The following is a 19,989-nucleotide window of genomic DNA, read 5'->3' as shown; positions in this document are numbered from 1 at the left end:
TTATGTGTGACGCCGATGTGTATTACTCCGATAAGTATCACGCGGATTCTGTCTCGTGCGGGGGCGTGCTGTCGCCTTCTGCGCGGCACAACGCAACGGTGTCTTCAATCAACCGCCGGGCGATGGTGCCGGCCGGCGGCAGCATCGGCAACTGATCGTAGCGATACCAGCCGGCGCTCAGCAGCTCCTTCGGATCGTGGCGGATGTCGCCGCTGTCGTAGTCGGCCATAAAGGCCATCATCAGCGAATTGGGGAACGGCCACGGCTGTGAGCTGACGTAGCGCAGATTTTTAACCCGGAGGTTACTCTCTTCCATCACCTCACGCGCTACCGCTTGCTCCATCGTCTCCCCGACCTCAACAAACCCGGCCAGCACAGTGTGGATGCCGTTACGGTGGCGGACGTGCTGCGCCAGCAGGATCTCTTCACCCCGGCGGATGGCGACAATCATGCAGGGGGCAATCTGCGGGTAGTAGCGCTCATGGCAATGCGGGCAGAGCACCGCCCACTCCCGTTTGCTGTGCTCCATTTCATGGCCGCAGTAGCCGCAGAAACGGTGCGAGCGGTAGAACTCCGCCAGCTGTATGCCGCGGCCGACCAGCTGGAACAAATCGCGGTCCTGGTCGAGCAGTTGCCGGACGGAGGCCATCTCGCTTGGCCGTGGCTCGCGCACCAGCCACACCGGCGCGCCCTGCCATTCGCCAATTTGCCGTGCAGGCAGGCCAATCACGGAAAATTCTGTTGCCGCACCAAAGGGTAACTCACCTTTCGGCAGCCACAATTTTCCTTCGTGGCTGATGACCCACCAGCCGTTGTGTTTATCTGTGAGTTGAATTTCCATATTGTTGTTGCATAACCTCGACGACACTGACACTCTGGAATTGAGACTTTTACATATTAGTAACGATTAAACACGCTTTCCTGCTCATGGAGTTCACCATGCTAAACCGTCTGGAAAAACTGACTCAACGCGTCGGCGGCAGTAATGAGTTGATTGATCAATGGCTGCATGCACGTAAAGAGCTATTAGTCGCCTATTGCACCCTGGTCGGGTTAAAACCCAACAAAGAGAAACATGCGCCGCTGGATGAAGAAGCCCTGAAAAACTTTTGTCATCAACTGGTGGACTATCTCTCTGCCGGCCATTTCCATCTGTACGACAAAATCATTCAGGATATTGAAGGGTCAGACAGCCCACGTATGCTGGTGACGTCGCAAATCTACCCGGCGTTACAGCAAAACACGGAAACCGTGATGGCGTTCCACGACCGCTATACCGAGACCGTGATCGAGGATGACCACATTTTTGAATTCCATCAGGGTCTGTCCGATGTGGGCGTGGCTCTGGATGCCCGTTTCCAGCTGGAAGATCAGTTGATTGCGCTGGCGTTTGACGCCGCGTCATTGCCTCTTCAGCAGCCGGTGGCCAACGATTCAACGCTGGCCCGCCCTGCCTAAGCAGTCACAGCCGCCCCTGCCGGGGGTTGCTGTTTTTTAACCGCCTCATACAATGAGGCTTCTTGTCGGAGTGCCTAGCGCATCATCTTGATGCCGGGCTGAGACCGTTAATTCGGGATCCGCGGAACCTGATCGGGTTAGTACCCGCGAAGGGAACAAGAGTAATCCAGTGCCTGGCCTGCGCGCCTTATGGTCGTGCCGCGCCCGGCCCTATTCTGTTACTCCCGCCGAAAGCGCTCCAGACAAGCAACGTTCCCATACTCAATTGGAAGGAATTTGCTATGTCTACCCGCCACATCCCTGTATCCCGCCGCCAGCAGCAGCGTGCTGACGCACAGGATTTCATCGACACCCTGCAGGGCGTCACGTTCCCCAACTCACACCGCATCTATCTGGAAGGGTCACGCCCTGACATCCGGGTGCCGATGCGTGAAATCCGGCTCAGCCCGACGCAGATCGGCAGCCGTCAGGATGACGCGCATACCGAACCGAATGAAGCAGTGCCGGTGTATGACACCGCCGGGCCTTATGGCGATGCCGCCGCCACGCTGGATGTCCGCGCCGGGCTGCCCAAACACCGCGCCGGCTGGATTGAGGAGCGCAATGACACCGAAGCGCTGCCCCACGTCAGCTCCGGTTTTACCCAGCAACGGCTGGCGGATGAAGGGCTGGACCATCTTCGGTTTGACCACCTGCCCCAGCCGAAGCGCGCCAAAGCGGGCCGCCGGGTAACGCAACTGCATTACGCCCGCCAGGGCATCATTACGCCGGAAATGGAGTTCATCGCCCTGCGGGAAAACATGGGCCGTGAGCGCGTGCGCAGCGAGGTGTTGCGCCACCAGCACCCCGGCCAGAGCTTTGGCGCCCTGTTGCCGCCCAACATCACCCCGGAATTTGTGCGCCAGGAAGTGGCCGCCGGGCGGGCCATTATCCCGGCCAACATTAATCACCCGGAATCGGAACCGATGATCATCGGCCGCAACTTCCTGGTAAAGGTGAACGCCAATATCGGCAATTCCGCCGTGACCTCATCGATTGAAGAGGAAGTGGAAAAGCTGGTGTGGGCTACCCGCTGGGGTGCCGACACCGTGATGGATCTCTCCACCGGCCGTTATATTCATGAGACGCGTGAATGGATTCTGCGTAACAGCCCGGTCCCAATCGGCACCGTGCCGATCTATCAGGCACTGGAAAAGGTCAACGGCATCGCCGAAAACCTCACCTGGGCGATGTTCCGCGACACCCTGCTGGAGCAGGCAGAACAGGGCGTGGACTACTTCACCATTCACGCAGGGGTGTTGCTGCGCTATGTGCCGATGACCGCCAAGCGCCTGACCGGTATTGTGTCACGCGGCGGCTCAATCATGGCGAAATGGTGCCTGTCGCACCATCAGGAAAATTTCCTCTACCAGCACTTCCGCGAGATTTGTGAAATCTGCGCCGCTTATGACGTGGCGCTGTCGCTGGGTGACGGCCTGCGCCCCGGTTCTATTCAGGATGCCAATGACGAGGCGCAGTTTGCCGAACTGCACACCCTGGGCGAGCTGACAAAAATCGCCTGGGAATATGATGTGCAGGTGATGATTGAAGGCCCCGGCCATGTGCCGATGCATATGATCCGCCGCAATATGACCGAGGAGCTGGAACACTGCCACGAAGCGCCGTTCTACACCCTTGGGCCGCTGACTACGGATATCGCCCCCGGTTATGACCACTTCACCTCCGGCATCGGCGCAGCCATGATCGGCTGGTTTGGCTGCGCCATGCTCTGTTACGTCACGCCGAAGGAGCACCTTGGCCTGCCGAATAAAGAGGATGTGAAGCAAGGGCTGATTACCTACAAAATCGCCGCCCATGCCGCCGATCTGGCTAAAGGCCACCCCGGCGCACAGATCCGCGACAATGCCATGTCCAAAGCCCGTTTTGAATTCCGTTGGGAAGATCAGTTTAATCTGGCGCTCGATCCGGAAACGGCCCGTGCTTATCACGATGAAACTCTGCCGCAGGAGTCCGGCAAGGTGGCCCACTTCTGCTCCATGTGCGGACCAAAATTCTGTTCGATGAAAATCTCACAGGAGGTCCGTGATTATGCGGCCGCCCACCCGGTTGACGCGCGTGATGCCGGTATGGCGCAGATGTCGACGGAATTCCGCGCCCACGGCGGTGAGCTGTATCATCCGGCCGCTGTACTGCAACCGGAGGCCGGCGATGAATAATCTCCCTTCCCCGTTCCCGCCGGTGCCGCACCGGCTGGGGCTCTACCCGGTGGTTGACAGCGTGGCGTGGATTGCGCGCCTGCTGGACGCCGGGGTGAAGACGTTGCAGCTGCGCATCAAGGATCTGCCGGACGAATACGCGGAGCCGGCGATCGTGGAGGCGATTGCCCTCGGCCATGCGTATCAGGCCCGGCTGTTTATCAATGATTATTGGCAGCTTGCGATTAAACACCGGGCTTATGGCGTGCATCTGGGCCAGGAAGATCTGGATACCGCTGATCTGGCGGCCATCCATCGCGCCGGGCTGCGGCTGGGCGTCTCAACCCATGATGATCAGGAACTGGCGCGGGCGGTTGCCGTGCGCCCTTCTTATATCGCGCTGGGCCATATTTTCCCGACCCAGACCAAACAGATGCCCTCCGCCCCTCAGGGGCTGGTGGATCTGGCGCGGCATATCCGACACCTGAACGGTGAATACCCTACCGTCGCCATTGGCGGGATTTCCCTGGCGCGCGCGCCGGCGGTGTTGGCTACCGGCGTCGGCAGCATTGCCGTGGTGAGCGCCATTACCCAGGCTGAAGACTGGCGCGCCGCGACCGCTGCGCTGATGGCTGCCTGCGAGGAGGCCGACCATGCTCAGTGATGACGCGTTTCTGCGTTACAGCCGCCAGCTGTTGCTGGAGGAGGTCGGCCCGGAGGGGCAGGAAAAACTTCAGGCCGCGACGGTACTGATTGTCGGTCTCGGCGGGCTGGGATCACCGGCGGCGCTCTATTTGGCGGCGGCCGGGGTCGGCAAGATCCTGCTGGCGGATGACGATCAGCTGGAGATCACCAACCTCCAGCGGCAGATCCTCTACCGCACCCATGATCTCCATAAAAGCAAAGCGCAACTGGCGAAACGCCAGATCCAGGATCTTAACCCCTTGATCGAGCCGGTGGCGCTGCCGCTGCGGATGCAGGATCAGGCACTGCTCGAGGCCGTCCATGAGGTGGATCTGGTTCTGGATTGCAGCGACAACATGGCTACCCGCCATGCGGTTAACCAGGCCTGCATCCAGTTGGAGAAACCGCTGATCAGCGGCAGCGCCGTGGGCTTCAGCGGGCAACTGCTGGTACTGACGCCGCCCTTCGCGCACGGTTGCTACGCCTGCCTTTACCCCGATCAGAGCCTTCCGCAGCGCAACTGCCGCACGGCGGGCGTATTGGGGCCGGTGGTCGGGGTCATCGGTACGCTGCAGGCGCTGGAAGCGATCAAAATGCTGGCCGGGATGCCGGTCGCCCTGGCGGGAAAATTACGCCTGTTCGATGGGAAACAGCAAAGCTGGGCCACCTTGCAACTCAGCGCTGACGCCGGTTGTGCTGTCTGTGGAGGCCGGCATGGCAATACACGTTAACGACCAGACATTACCTTTTACCCCGGACATGACCCTGAGCGCACTGCTCCACCAGCTCGATCGCTTGCAACCGGGTACCGCACTGGCGGTTAACCAGACCATTATCCCCCGCGCGCAGTGGGAGACTCATCAGGTGCAGGATGGGGATGCCATCCTGCTGTTTCAGGCCATCGCCGGAGGCTGAGATGCTGACTATTTCGGATGTAACCTTTGAATCTTCCCTGTTTACCGGTACCGGTAAATTTGCCAGTGCCGCCGTAATGCAAGCCGCGCTGGCGGCCTCCGGCTCCCAACTGGTGACGATGGCGATGAAACGCGTGGATTTGCATGGGGGTAACGACGCGATTCTGGCTCCGCTACGCGAACTGGGCGTGCGGCTGCTGCCGAATACCTCCGGTGCGAAAACCGCAGATGAGGCGATTTTTGCGGCACAACTGGCACGGGAGGCGCTGGGCACCCATTGGGTCAAACTCGAGATTCACCCGGACGTAAAATACCTGCTGCCGGATGCGGTGGAGACGCTGAAAGCCGCAGAAAAACTGGTGAAACTGGGGTTCGTGGTGTTGCCCTATTGCGGGGCTGACCCAGTACTGTGCAAACGTCTGGAGGAAGTGGGCTGCGCTGCGGTGATGCCGCTCGGTTCACCGATTGGCTCCAATCAGGGGCTTAAAACCCGCGATTTCCTTGAAATCATTATCGAACAGGCGCAGGTGCCGGTGGTGGTGGACGCCGGCATCGGCGTGCCGAGCCATGCCGCGCAGGCGATGGAATTGGGCGCAGATGCCGTACTGGTGAATACCGCGATTGCCGTGGCGCGCGATCCGGTCACGATGGCGAAAGCGTTCCGACTGGCGGTGGAGGCCGGGCAACTGGCGCACCACAGCGGCAGCGCACCCAGGCTTTCTCAGGCTTCCGCCTCCAGCCCGTTGACCGCTTTCCTCAGCCACGGCAAAGGGGATCGGCTGCTATGAAAAACTTCAGTGACTATTGGCAGCACCTTAACTGGGAAGACCTGACCCACCGCATTCACAGTAAAACGGCACAGGATGTTGAGCAGGCGCTGGCAGCGGAGAAAGTGACGCGTGAGGATTTCATGGCGCTGATTTCCCCGGCCGGGCTGGCGTATCTTGAGCCGCTGGCGCAACGGGCACAGCGCCTGACGCGCCAGCGCTTCGGCAACACCGTCAGTTTTTACGTCCCGCTCTACCTCTCTAACCTCTGTGCCAACGAATGCACCTATTGCGGGTTTTCGATGAGTAACCGTATTAAGCGCAAAACGCTGGATGCGGCAGAGATTGCGCGCGAGTGTGCGGCCATCAAGGCGCTGGGCTTTGAACATTTACTGCTGGTGACCGGCGAGCATAAAACCAAAGTGGGTATGGATTACTTCCGCCAACACTTCGGCGCAATCCGCCGTCAGTTCAGTTCGCTGATGATTGAGGTTCAGCCGCTTTCACAGGCGGACTATGCCGAGCTGAAAACACTTGGGCTGGATGGTGTGCTGGTCTATCAGGAGACGTATCACGCGGCGACTTACCAACAGCATCACCTGCGCGGCCAGAAACAGGACTTCTTCTGGCGGCTGGACACGCCCGATCGCCTGGGTCGCGCCGGGATAGATAAAATAGGGTTAGGTGCGCTGATTGGCTTGTCTGAAAGCTGGCGGACTGACTGCTATATGGTGGCAGAACATCTGCTCTACCTTCAGCAACATTACTGGCAGAGCCGGTACTCCATCGCCTTTCCCCGTTTGCGCCCCTGCACCGGCGGCATTGAACCCGCCTCCCTGATGAGCGAGCCTCAGCTGGTGCAACTGATCTGTGCGTTTCGTCTGCTGGCACCGGACACGGAGCTGACACTTTCCACCCGTGAATCGCCCTATTTCCGCGATAACCTGATCCCACTGGCGATTACCAACGTCAGTGCCGGTTCAAAAACACAGCCGGGCGGTTATGCCGATGATCATCCCGAATTGGAACAGTTTGCCCCGCATGACGATCGCTCGCCTCGCCAGGTTGCACATGCGCTTACCCGCGCCGGTTTACAACCCGTGTGGAAAGACTGGGATGGGTATTTGGGAAGAGCACCGCAATAAAGCAAAGGCATTGCTGCAAACCATATTCTCTTTACGAGGGCGTTTCCAGGGTCGGGAAAGCACACTGGTATGTATGGCCTGGACGGGTAAAGTGGCTGCGTCTTCCGGTGACGGATGACCAAAGCGAATAAGGCCATGACGCTTTGCTTCTCATCACGGCGGCTGTGTCTTAGTGACCAGCCGCCGTTTCTTTTAGTGGGATGTTTCTTTTGGTGGAATGTTTCTTTTAGCTGAACGTCGTACGGCGTGCTGGCTGGTGCGCTGCGCCTTGTACCTTCTGCCTGCACACGGCCCGCCCTTTTCTGCCGGCAAAAAAAAACCGCCCCCGGAGGGGCGGTTTTATGTGCTTGGCTGTCACAGGCGCAACGATTACTCGTCGTTGCCACCCAGACCGGCGTTCAGCAGCTCAGCCAGGTTGGCTGTGGCTTCTTCCGCGCTCACCTGAGGAACCACTGGTTCTTCATTCTGTGCACGACGACGCATACGATCCTGATGGTAAGCGTAACCGGTACCGGCTGGGATCAGACGGCCCACGATGACGTTTTCTTTCAGGCCGCGCAGTTCATCACGTTTACCGGCAACAGCCGCTTCCGTAAGAACACGCGTCGTTTCCTGGAACGATGCCGCAGAGATGAAGGACTCAGTCGCCAGAGATGCCTTGGTGATACCCAGCAGGTCACGATGGTACGTTGCTGCGATCTTGCCATCAGCTTCCAGCTGACGGTTGGCAATCTTGACGCGAGACACTTCAGCCTGCTCGCCTTCCAGGAACTCAGAGCTGCCTGCGCTGGCAATGGTGCCTTTACGCAGCATCTGACGAACGATAACCTCAATGTGCTTATCGTTAATCTTAACGCCTTGCAGACGGTAAACGTCCTGCACTTCGTTAACGATGTAACGAGTCACCGCGTGAACACCACGCAGGCGGAGGATGTCGTGCGGAGATTCCGGGCCGTCAGACACAACGTCACCGCGCTCTACACGTTCACCTTCAAACACGTTGAGCTGACGCCATTTCGGAATCATCTCTTCGTACGGATCGCTGCCGTCCAGCGGCGTGATCACCAGGCGACGCTTGCCTTTGGTCTCTTTACCGAAGGAGATAATCCCGCTGATTTCAGCCAGGATTGCCGGCTCTTTCGGACGACGTGCTTCGAACAGGTCAGCAACACGCGGCAGACCACCGGTGATGTCCTTGGTACCGCCGGATTCCTGCGGAATACGCGCCAGGGTGTCACCTGCGTTGATCTCAACACCGTCTTCCAGCTGAACAATCGCTTTACCCGGCAGGAAGTACTGAGCAGGCATATCAGTGCCTGGAATCAGAACGTCATCGCCGTTGGCGGTTACGATTTTCAGTGCCGGACGCAGATCTTTACCGCTACCGGTACGTTCTGCGCTGTCCAGTACCACGATAGACGACAGACCGGTAAGGTCATCTGTCTGACGGGTAATGGTCTGGGTGTCGACCATATCAGCAAAGCGGATGAAACCACTCACTTCACTGATAACCGGCATGGTGTGCGGATCCCAGTTAGCCACGGTTTCGCCCGCGTTAACTTCCTGACCATCACCTTTTGCCATGACCGAGCCGTAAGGCACTTTATAGCTCTCTTTGGTACGACCGAATTCGTCGATCAGTTTCAGCTCGGTGTTACGCGAGGTGATAACCAGTTTACCGTTAGAGTTGGTCACGTGTTTCGCGTTGCTCAGCTTCAGGCTACCTTTGTTCTTAACCTGAATGCTGGACTCTGCTGCCGCACGAGATGCCGCACCACCAATGTGGAACGTACGCATCGTCAGCTGGGTACCCGGCTCACCGATGGACTGTGCTGCAATAACACCGACTGCTTCACCTTTGTTGATGATGTGGCCACGTGCCAGGTCGCGACCGTAGCAGTTTGCACACACACCAAAGTCGGTTTCACAACCTACTACAGAGCGTACTTTCACGGCGTCGACAGAGTTCTCTTCTAACAGATCACACGTCTTCTCGTTCAGCAGGGTGTTACGCGGAACCAGAATGTCCGCCGTACCCGGCTTCAGCACGTCTTCTGCCGTTACACGGCCCAGTACACGCTCACGCAGCGGCTCTTTAACATCGCCACCCTCGATAACCGGGGTCATCATGATACCTTCGTGGGTACCACAATCGTCTTCGGTCACCACCAGGTCCTGCGCCACGTCAACCAGACGACGGGTCAGGTAACCGGAGTTCGCGGTTTTCAGTGCGGTATCCGCCAGACCTTTACGCGCACCGTGCGTGGAGATGAAGTACTGGAGTACGTTCAGACCTTCACGGAAGTTTGCGGTGATCGGCGTTTCGATGATGGAGCCATCCGGCTTCGCCATCAGACCACGCATACCTGCTAGCTGACGAATCTGTGCTGCAGAACCACGCGCACCGGAGTCGGCCATCATAAAGATGCTGTTGAACGAGACTTGTTGCTCAACTTCGCCGTCACGGTTAACCACGTCTTCAACAGACAGGTTTTCCATCATCGCTTTTGCAACGCGTTCGTTGGCGGCAGCCCAGATATCGATCACTTTGTTGTAGCGTTCGCCCGCGGTAACCAGACCAGACTGGAACTGCTCCTGGATCTCGGCCACTTCGGTTTCGGCTTCTTCGATGATCTCGGCTTTCTTCTCCGGAATCACCATGTCGTCGATACCAACAGACGCACCAGAACGTGCCGCGTAGGCAAAACCGGTGTACATAATCTGGTCAGCGAAGATAACAGTCGGCTTCAGGCCCAAAATGCGGTAACAGGTGTTCAGCATTTTGGAGATCGCTTTCTTGCCCAGCGGCTGGTTGACGATAGAGAACGGCAGGCCGTTCGGTACGATCATCCACAGGATTGCACGACCGATCGTGGTGTCCACGATGGAGGTCTTGGTTTCCCACTCGCCTTCGGTGTTCTTCACATCTTCAGTGATACGCACTTTGACGCGTGCATGCAGGGATGCCAGGCCGGCGCGGTAAATACGCTCAGCTTCTTTCGGCCCTGTCAGTACCATGCCTTCGCCTTTGGCGTTAACACAGTCACGGGTCATGTAGTACAGGCCCAGTACAACGTCCTGAGACGGAACGATGATTGGCTCGCCGTTCGCCGGAGACAGAATGTTGTTGGTGGACATCATCAGCGCACGCGCTTCCAGCTGGGCTTCCAGCGTCAGCGGTACGTGAACAGCCATCTGGTCACCGTCGAAGTCGGCGTTGTATGCCGCACAAACCAGCGGGTGCAGCTGGATCGCTTTACCTTCAATCAGTACCGGCTCAAACGCCTGGATACCCAGACGGTGCAGCGTCGGTGCACGGTTCAGCAGGACCGGGTGCTCACGGATAACTTCATCCAGGATGTCCCAGACCACGGCTTCTTCGCGCTCAACCATTTTCTTGGCGGCTTTAATGGTGGTCGCGAGGCCACGCAGTTCCAGCTTGCCATAGATGAACGGCTTGAACAGTTCCAGCGCCATTTTCTTCGGCAGGCCGCACTGATGCAGACGCAGGTACGGACCTACGGTGATAACGGAACGACCAGAGTAGTCGACACGTTTACCCAGCAGGTTCTGACGGAAACGACCTTGCTTACCTTTGATCATGTCTGCCAGGGACTTCAGCGGACGCTTGTTCGAGCCGGTGATGGCGCGACCGCGACGGCCGTTGTCCAGCAGGGCGTCTACCGCTTCTTGCAGCATACGCTTTTCGTTGCGCACGATGATGTCAGGCGCAGCCAGATCCAGCAGGCGTTTCAGACGGTTGTTACGGTTGATCACACGACGGTAAAGGTCGTTCAGATCAGACGTTGCAAAACGGCCGCCATCCAATGGAACCAGCGGACGCAGATCCGGCGGCAGTACCGGCAGCACGGTCAGGATCATCCACTCCGGCTTGTTACCGGACTGTACGAACGCTTCCAGCAGCTTGATACGCTTGGTCAGCTTCTTACGCTTGGTTTCAGAGTTGGTTTCGTTCAGCTCTTCACGCAGCTGCTCGCACTCTGCTTCCAGATCCATGTTTTTCAACAGGGCCTGGATCGCTTCTGCACCCATCTTCGCGTCGAATTCGTCACCAAACTCTTCCAGCGCGTCCAGATACTGCTCTTCAGTCAGGATCTGACGGCGCTCAAGGTTGGTCATGCCACCTTCAACCACCACGTAGGATTCGAAGTAAAGCACGCGCTCGATGTCACGCAGCGGCATATCCAGCAGCAAACCGATGCGGGACGGCAGCGATTTCAGGAACCAGATGTGGGCAGTCGGAGAGGCCAGCTCGATGTGACCCATACGCTCACGGCGCACTTTAGTCTGGGTAACTTCAACGCCACACTTCTCACAGATAACACCACGGTGTTTTAAACGCTTGTACTTACCGCACAGGCATTCGTAATCTTTAACCGGCCCAAAGATACGGGCACAGAAAAGGCCGTCACGCTCAGGTTTGAACGTACGGTAGTTGATCGTTTCCGGCTTTTTAACTTCACCAAAAGACCAGGAACGGATCATGTCCGGCGATGCCAGAGCAATTTTGATCGCATCAAACTCTTCGGTTTTAGTTTGCGCTTTCAGAAACTTCAATAAGTCTTTCACGGATTGGCTCCTGTCGGAGTTAGACCTGTCAGGTGCCTGAACCGAAATTCAGGCACCCCTGTGACGAGTGCGAACTGCACTATCGAACAGAGAGAGGGAATTAATCGCCTTCCAGTTCGATGTTGATACCCAGTGAGCGGATCTCTTTCAACAGTACGTTGAAGGATTCCGGCATGCCTGGCTCCATCTGATGGTTGCCATCCACGATGTTCTTATACATCTTGGTACGGCCGTTGACGTCATCCGACTTGACAGTAAGCATTTCTTGCAGCGTGTAGGCAGCACCGTACGCTTCCAGTGCCCATACTTCCATCTCACCGAAGCGCTGACCACCGAACTGTGCCTTACCACCCAGCGGCTGCTGAGTAACCAGGCTGTAAGAACCGGTAGAACGCGCGTGCATCTTGTCATCAACCAAGTGGTTCAGTTTCAGCATGTACATGTAGCCCACGGTAACCTGGCGCTCGAATTGCTCACCGGTACGACCGTCGAACAGTGTGATCTGACCGGAAGTCGGCAGGCCACCCAGCTGTAACAGTTCCTTGATCTCTTTCTCTTTTGCACCATCGAAGACAGGCGTCGCGATCGGCATACCTTTTTTCAGGTTCTCTGCCAGGCGCAATACTTCGTCATCAGAGAAGGTGTTCAGATCAACCTTCTGACGAACATCGTCGCCCAAATCGTACGCTTTCTGGATGAATTCGCGCAGCTTGGAAACTTCTTCCTGTTTCTTCAGCATAGCATTGATCTTTTCACCAATGCCTTTCGCGGCCATACCCAAGTGGGTTTCCAGAATCTGACCGATGTTCATACGGGACGGAACGCCCAGCGGGTTCAGAACGATGTCAACCGGCGTACCGTTTTCATCGTAAGGCATATCTTCGATCGGGTTGATCTTGGAGATAACACCTTTGTTCCCGTGGCGGCCTGCCATCTTGTCACCCGGCTGGATCTGACGTTTAACGGCCAGATACACTTTAACAATCTTCAGCACGCCTGGTGCCAGATCGTCGCCCTGGGTGATCTTACGACGCTTGGCTTCCAGCTTCTTCTCGAAGTCAGATTTCAGTTCGTCGTACTGCTCAGCCAGCTGTTCCAGTTGGTTTTGCTTCGCTTCATCAGTCAGCGAAAGCTCCAGCCAACGGTCACGCGGCAGTTTGCTCAGTTTGTCTGCTTCAACACCACCGGCGACCAGTGCGCTGTGGATACGGGCAAACAGGCCGGCTTCCAGGATCTGCAGTTCTTCAGTCAGGTCTTTTTTCGCCTGCTTCAGCTGCATCTCTTCGATTTCCAATGCACGTTTGTCTTTTTCCACGCCATCGCGGGTAAAGACCTGGACATCGATAACCGTACCGGAAACGCCGTTCGGTACGCGCAGGGACGAATCTTTCACGTCCGACGCTTTCTCACCGAAGATAGCACGCAGCAGTTTCTCTTCCGGCGTCAGCTGGGTTTCACCTTTCGGCGTTACCTTACCAACCAGAATGTCGCCACCGGTCACTTCAGCACCGATATACACGATACCGGATTCATCCAGTTTGGAGAGTGCCGCTTCACCCACGTTCGGGATGTCTGCGGTGATCTCTTCTGGCCCCAGCTTGGTGTCACGGGACACACACGCCAGTTCCTGGATGTGGATAGTGGTGAAGCGATCTTCCTGCACCACGCGCTCGGAGACCAAAATGGAGTCTTCGAAGTTGTAGCCGTTCCACGGCATGAACGCGACGCGCATGTTCTGGCCCAGTGCCAGTTCGCCCAGGTCAGTAGACGGGCCGTCAGCCAGCACGTCGCCGCGCTCGATCGGCTCGCCCAGAGAGACACACGGCATCTGGTTGATGCAGGTGTTCTGGTTCGAACGGGTGTACTTGGTCAGGTTATAAATGTCGATACCTGCTTCGCCGGCATGCATCTCTTCTTCGTTAACTTTGATAACGATACGGGATGCATCAACGTACTGAACAGTACCGCCACGTTTCGCTACGGAGGTTACCCCGGAGTCGACCGCAACTGCACGTTCCATACCGGTACCTACCAGCGGCTTATCAGCGCGCAGGGTCGGAACCGCCTGACGTTGCATGTTCGCACCCATCAATGCACGGTTGGCGTCATCGTGTTCCAGGAATGGAATCAGGGATGCACCAACAGAAACAACCTGCTGGGTGGATACGTCCATATAGTCAACCTGGTCGCGGCTGAACAGGCTTGATTCGCCCTTGCTGCGGCAGGTAACCAAATCGTCTACGAAGTGGCCTTCTTCATCCAGGTTGGTGTTCGCCTGAGCAATAACGAAGTTGCCTTCTTCAATCGCAGACAGATAGTGAATCTCGTCGGTCACAACGCCGTCAACCACACGACGGTACGGGGTTTCCAGGAAACCGTACTCGTTAGTCTGTGCGTACACAGACAGGGAGTTGATCAGACCGATGTTCGGACCTTCCGGCGTTTCGATTGGGCACACACGACCGTAGTGGGTTGGGTGTACGTCACGCACTTCAAAGCCGGCACGTTCACGGGTCAGACCGCCTGGGCCCAGTGCAGAGATACGACGTTTGTGCGTAATCTCAGACAACGGGTTGTTCTGATCCATAAACTGGGACAGCTGGCTGGAGCCGAAGAACTCTTTCACCGCCGCCGAAATCGGCTTAGCGTTGATCATGTCCTGTGGCATCAGGGTGTCCAGATCGCCCAGGGACAGACGCTCTTTCACCGCACGCTCTACACGTACCAGGCCAACACGGAATTGGTTTTCCGCCATCTCACCCACAGAACGGATGCGACGGTTGCCCAGGTGGTCGATATCATCGACTTCGCCTTTACCGTTACGGATACCGATGAGCTTCTTCATCACCTGAATGATGTCGTCTTTGCTCAGGATACCGGAACCTTCGATCTCATCACGCAGCAGAGAACGGTTGAACTTCATCCGGCCAACGGCAGAGAGATCATAACGATCTTCGGAGAAGAACAGGTTCTCGAACAGCGTTTCCGCTGCTTCGCGTGTCGGCGGCTCACCCGGACGCATCATGCGGTAAATCTCAACCAATGCGCTCAGACGATCGCTGGTTGGATCAACACGCAGGGTCTCGGAGATATAGGCACCGTGATCCAGGTCGTTGGTGAACAGCGTTTCAATGCGCTTGTGACCGGATTGGCTCAGTTTAGCCAGCAGGTCCATGGACAGTTCCATGTTCGCTGCACAGATCAGTTCACCGGTGCTTTCGTCGATGTAGTCTTTAGCGACCACTTTACCCGCGATGTATTCAACCGGAACTTCGATGCTTTTAACGTCATCTTTTTCCAGCTGGCGGATATGGCGAGCCGTGATACGGCGGCCTTTTTCGACATATTGCTTACCGTCCGCTTCGATATCGAAGGACGCGGTTTCACCACGCAGGCGCTCAGGAACGAGTTCCATCTGCAACTTGTTGTCACGAATCTCGAAGACAACTTTGTCGAAGAACAGATCAAGGATCTGCTCAGTGGTGTAGCTCAATGCGCGCAGAATAATGGTCGCCGGCAATTTACGACGACGGTCGATACGCACAAAGAGGTTGTCTTTCGGGTCGAACTCGAAGTCCAACCAGGACCCGCGGTAAGGGATGATACGTGCGTTATACAGCACTTTACCCGATGAGTGGGTTTTACCCTTATCGCTGTCAAAGAAGACGCCAGGACTACGGTGCAGCTGAGATACGATAACCCTCTCAGTCCCGTTAATAACAAAGGTACCGTTTTCGGTCATGAGCGGAATTTCGCCCATGTAGACTTCTTGTTCCTTGATGTCTTTAACGGTGCCTTCCGGTGCCTCGCGCTCATAGATAACCAGGCGCAGTTTCACACGCAGTGGCGCAGAATAAGTTACACCGCGGATCTGGCACTCTTTTACGTCGAATACCGGCTCACCAAGACGGTAGCTAACGTATTGCAGCTCTGAATTACCGCTGTAGCTCTGGATGGGAAAAACAGAACGGAATGCCGCTTCAAGCCCGTACTGCCCTTCTGGATCTTGCTCGATAAACTTCTGGAACGAGTCAAGCTGGATAGAAAGGAGATATGGTATGTCCAGAACTTGTGGACGTTTACCAAAGTCCTTACGAATGCGTTTTTTCTCGGTATAGGAGTAAACCATAGGGTTCCTCAGCTCGCTGATCAGTGACCCACTCTGTCCGCCCTAAAGGACAGTTCATACAACACCGTTTATGTCGATCGGAAAGCGAAAGACTTTCCGCAATACCTGTTTCTATCACTCTTAAATCATTTCATTGCGCTGTGGGACAGATAGCGGTCTGTCGCAGGGAACGGCAGTATATTAAGGCGTCGATAGAAATAAATATTGGGGTTGTTCAGTGATCAAACAGTGTGAAACATCACTGACACCCTATAGCGCAAAAAGGCTGGTGACCAAAAAGTCACCAGCCATCAGCCTATTAAGTCAGGCTGCAACCTGGGAAGTTAAATTATTTAACTTCAACAGAAGCACCAGCTTCTTCCAGGGATTTTTTCAGAGCTTCAGCGTCGTCTTTGCTGATGCCTTCTTTCAGAACTGCCGGAGCAGATTCTACCAGGTCTTTAGCTTCTTTCAGACCCAGGCCGGTTGCGCCACGTACTGCTTTGATAACAGCAACTTTGTTAGCGCCAACAGCAGACAGTACAACGTCGAACTCGGTTTTTTCTTCAACAGCTTCAGCCGGGCCAGCAGCTACAGCTACAGCAGCAGCAGCGGAAACGCCGAATTTTTCTTCCATCATGGAGATCAGTTCAACAACGTCCATTACGGACATTTCTGCAACTGCGTCCAGAATTTGCTCTTTAGTGATAGACATAACAATTGTTCCTAAAATTCAGAAATAGATTATACGTTAGCAACGCAATAAAAAAGGGGGCGATTAAGCCGCGTCTTTCTGATCGCGCAGTGCAGCCAGAGTGCGAACCAGTTTGCCTGCAGAGGCTTCTTTCATGGTTGCCATCAGGCGTGCGATTGCTTCTTCGTAAGTCGGCAGCGTTGCCAAGCGGTCGATTTGCGCCGCAGGGATCAGCTCACCTTCAAAGGCCGCAGCTTTAACCTCAAATTTTGCATTCGCTTTCGCGAACTCTTTGAACAGACGAGCAGCAGCGCCCGGATGCTCAGTAGAGAATGCAATCAAGGTTGGACCAACAAACGTGTCTTTCAGGCACTCGAACGGAGTACCTTCAACGACGCGGCGCATCAGGGTGTTACGAACAACACGCATGTACACGCCAGCTTCACGACCTGCTTTACGCAGTTCGGTCATTTTATCAACGGTAACGCCACGGGAATCCGCGACAACCGCAGACAGCGCGCCTTTGGCTACTTCGTTGACTTCAGCAACAATCGCTTGTTTGTCTTGAAGATTTAATGCCATTAGCTTTTGCTCCTGGATTGGGCCGGGGATAATTCCCCGGAACTCACTTCGCCTGCTACCGAGAATCGGTGACAGACGTTCAAACACGGTGAGCAGAATCCAGCAAAGACAATTAAAAAATTTTCTTCAGGCTCTGTCACCGTCTACGCAGGAAAATTAAGTGCCTTTCGACACACCTGCGGTCTTGGACGGAGGCCTGGATAGGCCAGGCTCCAACCGAAAAATTCTGAGTTTTGCAATTAGCAAAACAACGGGCGTTAGATTCTAGACAAATCTGCCGCCCGCGTAAAGCGATAAAAGCAGAAAGCGATTAGTTCGCTGCTGCGTTCAGGCCGCTTTGGTCAACCGCAACACCTGCACCCATAGTGGTGGACAGGCTAACTTTCTTGATGAAAACGCCTTTAGCCTGAGATGGTTTAGCTTTTTTCAGCGCAACCAGCAGAGCTTCCAGGTTTTCTTTCAGTTTGTCAGCGTCGAAGTCCACTTTACCAATGGTGGTGTGGATGATGCCGTTTTTGTCGTTACGGTAACGAACCTGACCTGCTTTAGCGTTTTTCACTGCTTCAGCAACGTTAGGGGTTACGGTACCCACTTTCGGGTTTGGCATCAGGCCGCGCGGACCCAGAACCTGGCCCAGTTGACCTACAACGCGCATTGCATCCGGGGAAGCAATAACAACGTCGAAGTTCATTTCGCCTTTTTTGATCAGGTCAGCCAGATCTTCCATACCTACCAGTTCAGCGCCGGCAGCTTTAGCAGCTTCAGCGTTTGCACCCTGGGTAAATACAGCAACGCGAACAGAACGACCGGTGCCGTGCGGCAGAACGGTTGCACCACGAACGTTTTGGTCAGATTTACGAGCGTCGATACCGAGGTTAACGGCAACGTCAACGCTTTCTACGAATTTAGCAGTAGCCAGCTCTTTCAGCAGGGCAACGGCTTCGTTGATGTCATACTGTTTAGTTGAATCAACTTTGTCACGGATCACGCGCATGCGCTTGGTCAGCTTAGCCATCTCTTAATCCTCTACTACCAGGCCCATGGAACGAGCAGTACCTTCGATGGAGCGAGTCATCGCTTCAACGTCAGAACCAGTCATGTCCGCAGCTTTGGTTTCTGCGATTTCACGTACCTGAGCACGGGTCACGGTACCCACTTTGTCTTTGTTCGGCTTACCGGAACCAGACTTGATACCAGCCGCTTTTTTCAGCAGCACTGCTGCCGGCGGAGTTTTGGTAACGAAAGTGAAGGAGCGATCAGAGTAAACAGTGATAACAACCGGGATCGGCAGACCTTTTTCAATGCTGTCAGTCTTAGCATTGAACGCCTTACAGAACTCCATGATGTTAACACCCTGCTGACCCAGAGCCGGACCAACCGGTGGGCTCGGGTTAGCCATACCAGCTGCAACTTGCAGCTTAACGTAGGCTTGTACTTTCTTGGCCATCTAAATATCCTCGATTTGGGTTATATCGCCTGCTGGCAGGCTCCCCGTTCTTTTTACATTAAGCCGCTGCCGATATGGCAACGTCTAAAAACAAAAGGCGCGAAATTGTAGTTCAATTTCGCGCCTCTTACAACTATCAAATGGCAATGTCAGAACAAAAAGCGATCAGCCTTTTTCGACCTGGCTGAAATCCAGTTCGACCGGCGTTGCACGACCGAAAATGGAAACAGAGACTTTCAGGCGGCTCTTTTCATAATCGACTTCTTCCACTACACCATTGAAGTCAGCAAACGGACCATCGTTGACACGCACCATTTCGCCCGGTTCGAACAAGGTCTTCGGACGCGGCTTATCACCTACCTGCTGCAGGCGGTTCATGATGGCGTCGACTTCTTTGTCACTGATAGGTGCAGGGCGATCAGAAGTACCACCGATGAAGCCCATCACACGCGGTACGCTGCGCACTAAGTGCCAGCTTGCATCGTTCATTACCATCTGGACCAGAACATAACCAGGGAAGAACTTACGCTCGCTTTTACGGCGCTGACCACCACGGATCTCAACCACTTCTTCCGTTGGGACCATGACGTCGCCGAACAGCTCTTCCATGTCATGTAATTTGATATGCTCACGCAGCGATTGAGCTACGCGGCCTTCAAAGCCGGAAAACGCCTGAACGACGTACCAACGTTTTTTTGGAGCTTCAGACATCTTAGAACCTCAGGCCAGTAATAAACGATACCAGGCGAACCAGAATACCATCCAGTCCCCACAAAATCAGTGACATCACGGCAGTGACCGCGGCAACGATTAAGGTGGTGTGCAGCGTTTCCTGGCGGGTTGGCCAAATTACCTTACGCACTTCAGTACGTGCTTCACGAGCAAAAGCGACGGTGGCCTTGCCTTTAGTCGTCATCAACGCTACGGCACCGGCAATAGCGATAATGATCACAACAGCTAATGCGCGCAGCGGGAGGTTGTATTCGCGGTACAAATAGTTACCGACAATAGCTACAACCAACAGCGCAGCGACAACCAGCCATTTGACCGCTTCCAGGCCGCGCCCGCTTCCTTGAGCTTCGGTATTCGCACTCATAAACCAACCTGTCACAATGATTTAGAACAAACAACTTTGCCTCGCATCGCGAGGCAAACCAAACCGATCGATGCCCTGTATGAGCGCAAACTCGGTATTTACGCTATAGCTCAGAGCCCATCTCACCAATGATTATGACATAAAATCGCTGATGAGATAGGTTCTAACATCACAGCGTAGAAAAGGGCATCGAATGATGCCCTTTCAGTGCGTGTTGCGTCAAATATTATCAGCGATTAAGCGATAACTTTAGCAACAACGCCCGCACCAACAGTACGGCCGCCTTCACGGATTGCGAAACGCAGACCG

Annotated in this window: 17 protein-coding genes and 1 riboswitch; of the genes, 7 read left to right on the top strand and 10 right to left on the bottom strand. The window is 55.3% G+C overall.

All coding sequences use genetic code 11. The features are described 5' to 3' along the window. Nucleotides 1-37: 37 nt before the first annotated feature. Nucleotides 38-841, bottom strand: coding sequence for an NAD(+) diphosphatase (nudC, locus tag JK232_RS22565; protein ID WP_101829348.1), 804 nt, complete (start codon nt 839-841; stop codon nt 38-40). 98 nt (nt 842-939) lie between these two features. Here nudC and JK232_RS22560 point away from each other — a divergent pair, with 98 nt between their 5' ends. The 7 genes from JK232_RS22560 (at nt 940) to thiH (ending at nt 7,163) form a co-directional block, all read left to right on the top strand. Beyond that, nucleotides 940-1,458 carry an Rsd/AlgQ family anti-sigma factor gene (locus JK232_RS22560; protein ID WP_072933598.1) on the top strand — a complete coding sequence of 173 codons (519 nt, stop codon included), beginning with the start codon at nt 940-942 and terminating at the stop codon, nt 1,456-1,458. A gap of 56 nt (nt 1,459-1,514) precedes the next feature. Then, nucleotides 1,515-1,630, top strand: a riboswitch (TPP riboswitch). A gap of 109 nt (nt 1,631-1,739) precedes the next feature. Then, on the top strand, nt 1,740-3,674 hold the full coding sequence (thiC, locus tag JK232_RS22555; protein WP_212589715.1) for a phosphomethylpyrimidine synthase ThiC: 1,935 nt from the start codon (nt 1,740-1,742) through the stop codon (nt 3,672-3,674). Then, nucleotides 3,667-4,317: a thiamine phosphate synthase gene (gene thiE / locus JK232_RS22550; RefSeq protein WP_212589714.1), complete on the top strand. Its 651-nt coding sequence runs from the start codon at nt 3,667-3,669 to the stop codon at nt 4,315-4,317. The genes thiC and thiE overlap by 8 nt, the downstream gene beginning before the upstream one ends. Further along, nucleotides 4,307-5,068: a HesA/MoeB/ThiF family protein gene (locus JK232_RS22545; protein ID WP_101858388.1), complete on the top strand. Its 762-nt coding sequence runs from the start codon at nt 4,307-4,309 to the stop codon at nt 5,066-5,068. Before thiE ends, JK232_RS22545 begins: the two co-directional genes overlap by 11 nt. Then, entirely contained in the window at nt 5,052-5,252 is a 201-nt protein-coding gene (gene thiS / locus JK232_RS22540; protein ID WP_072933590.1) for a sulfur carrier protein ThiS, read from the top strand. Before JK232_RS22545 ends, thiS begins: the two co-directional genes overlap by 17 nt. Before the next feature lies 1 nt (nt 5,253). After that, a complete protein-coding gene (locus JK232_RS22535; RefSeq protein WP_072933588.1) occupies nt 5,254-6,039 on the top strand; it encodes a thiazole synthase in 786 nt (261 codons plus the stop codon). Beyond that, nucleotides 6,036-7,163, top strand: coding sequence for a 2-iminoacetate synthase ThiH (thiH, locus tag JK232_RS22530; protein WP_212589713.1), 1,128 nt, complete (start codon nt 6,036-6,038; stop codon nt 7,161-7,163). The genes JK232_RS22535 and thiH overlap by 4 nt, the downstream gene beginning before the upstream one ends. A gap of 369 nt (nt 7,164-7,532) precedes the next feature. Here the strand turns inward: thiH and rpoC are convergent, their stop codons facing one another. The 9 genes from rpoC to JK232_RS22485 all read right to left on the bottom strand — a co-directional run. Continuing rightward, nucleotides 7,533-11,753, bottom strand: coding sequence for a DNA-directed RNA polymerase subunit beta' (rpoC, locus tag JK232_RS22525; protein ID WP_072933584.1), 4,221 nt, complete (start codon nt 11,751-11,753; stop codon nt 7,533-7,535). Between the two features lie 100 nt (nt 11,754-11,853). Further along, entirely contained in the window at nt 11,854-15,882 is a 4,029-nt protein-coding gene (gene rpoB, locus JK232_RS22520; RefSeq protein ID WP_072933582.1) for a DNA-directed RNA polymerase subunit beta, read from the bottom strand. 328 nt (nt 15,883-16,210) lie between these two features. Next, the gene (rplL, locus tag JK232_RS22515; RefSeq protein WP_072933580.1) at nt 16,211-16,576 is read right to left on the bottom strand and encodes a 50S ribosomal protein L7/L12; all 366 of its coding nucleotides are present in this window, start codon (nt 16,574-16,576) and stop codon (nt 16,211-16,213) included. Nucleotides 16,577-16,639: 63 nt separating this feature from the next. After that, complete coding sequence (gene rplJ, locus JK232_RS22510; RefSeq protein WP_072933578.1) at nt 16,640-17,137, bottom strand: 50S ribosomal protein L10; 498 nt, start codon at nt 17,135-17,137, stop codon at nt 16,640-16,642. Nucleotides 17,138-17,447: 310 nt separating this feature from the next. Next, a complete protein-coding gene (gene rplA, locus JK232_RS22505) occupies nt 17,448-18,152 on the bottom strand; it encodes a 50S ribosomal protein L1 (protein WP_072933576.1) in 705 nt (234 codons plus the stop codon). 3 nt (nt 18,153-18,155) lie between these two features. After that, a complete protein-coding gene (rplK, locus tag JK232_RS22500) occupies nt 18,156-18,584 on the bottom strand; it encodes a 50S ribosomal protein L11 (protein ID WP_072933574.1) in 429 nt (142 codons plus the stop codon). A gap of 165 nt (nt 18,585-18,749) precedes the next feature. Next, complete coding sequence (gene nusG / locus JK232_RS22495; protein ID WP_072933572.1) at nt 18,750-19,295, bottom strand: transcription termination/antitermination protein NusG; 546 nt, start codon at nt 19,293-19,295, stop codon at nt 18,750-18,752. Between the two features lies 1 nt (nt 19,296). Continuing rightward, nucleotides 19,297-19,680, bottom strand: a complete 384-nt coding sequence (secE, locus tag JK232_RS22490) for a preprotein translocase subunit SecE (RefSeq protein ID WP_072933570.1) — start codon at nt 19,678-19,680, stop codon at nt 19,297-19,299. A gap of 236 nt (nt 19,681-19,916) precedes the next feature. Continuing rightward, a partial coding sequence (locus JK232_RS22485) for an EF-Tu C-terminal domain-related protein (RefSeq protein ID WP_131818057.1) occupies nt 19,917-19,989 on the bottom strand: 73 nt, incomplete at its 5' end.

Source organism: Nissabacter archeti, assembly GCF_018257325.1.
Lineage (GTDB): Bacteria > Pseudomonadota > Gammaproteobacteria > Enterobacterales > Enterobacteriaceae > Chimaeribacter > Chimaeribacter arupi.
This window is presented reverse-complemented; position numbering and strand designations above follow the sequence as displayed.

Coding starts and splice junctions, on each gene's coding strand:
- thiE (WP_212589714.1), top strand. CDS start 3,667: ATGAATAATCTCCCTTCCCCGTTCCCGCCGGTGCCGCACCGGCTGGGG.
- thiH (WP_212589713.1), top strand. CDS start 6,036: ATGAAAAACTTCAGTGACTATTGGCAGCACCTTAACTGGGAAGACCTG.
- JK232_RS22560 (WP_072933598.1), top strand. CDS start 940: ATGCTAAACCGTCTGGAAAAACTGACTCAACGCGTCGGCGGCAGTAAT.
- JK232_RS22535 (WP_072933588.1), top strand. CDS start 5,254: ATGCTGACTATTTCGGATGTAACCTTTGAATCTTCCCTGTTTACCGGT.
- rplL (WP_072933580.1), bottom strand. CDS start 16,576: ATGTCTATCACTAAAGAGCAAATTCTGGACGCAGTTGCAGAAATGTCC.
- JK232_RS22545 (WP_101858388.1), top strand. CDS start 4,307: ATGCTCAGTGATGACGCGTTTCTGCGTTACAGCCGCCAGCTGTTGCTG.
- nusG (WP_072933572.1), bottom strand. CDS start 19,295: ATGTCTGAAGCTCCAAAAAAACGTTGGTACGTCGTTCAGGCGTTTTCC.
- rplA (WP_072933576.1), bottom strand. CDS start 18,152: ATGGCTAAGCTGACCAAGCGCATGCGCGTGATCCGTGACAAAGTTGAT.
- rplJ (WP_072933578.1), bottom strand. CDS start 17,137: ATGGCATTAAATCTTCAAGACAAACAAGCGATTGTTGCTGAAGTCAAC.
- rpoB (WP_072933582.1), bottom strand. CDS start 15,882: ATGGTTTACTCCTATACCGAGAAAAAACGCATTCGTAAGGACTTTGGT.
- rplK (WP_072933574.1), bottom strand. CDS start 18,584: ATGGCCAAGAAAGTACAAGCCTACGTTAAGCTGCAAGTTGCAGCTGGT.
- nudC (WP_101829348.1), bottom strand. CDS start 841: ATGGAAATTCAACTCACAGATAAACACAACGGCTGGTGGGTCATCAGC.
- thiC (WP_212589715.1), top strand. CDS start 1,740: ATGTCTACCCGCCACATCCCTGTATCCCGCCGCCAGCAGCAGCGTGCT.
- thiS (WP_072933590.1), top strand. CDS start 5,052: ATGGCAATACACGTTAACGACCAGACATTACCTTTTACCCCGGACATG.
- secE (WP_072933570.1), bottom strand. CDS start 19,680: ATGAGTGCGAATACCGAAGCTCAAGGAAGCGGGCGCGGCCTGGAAGCG.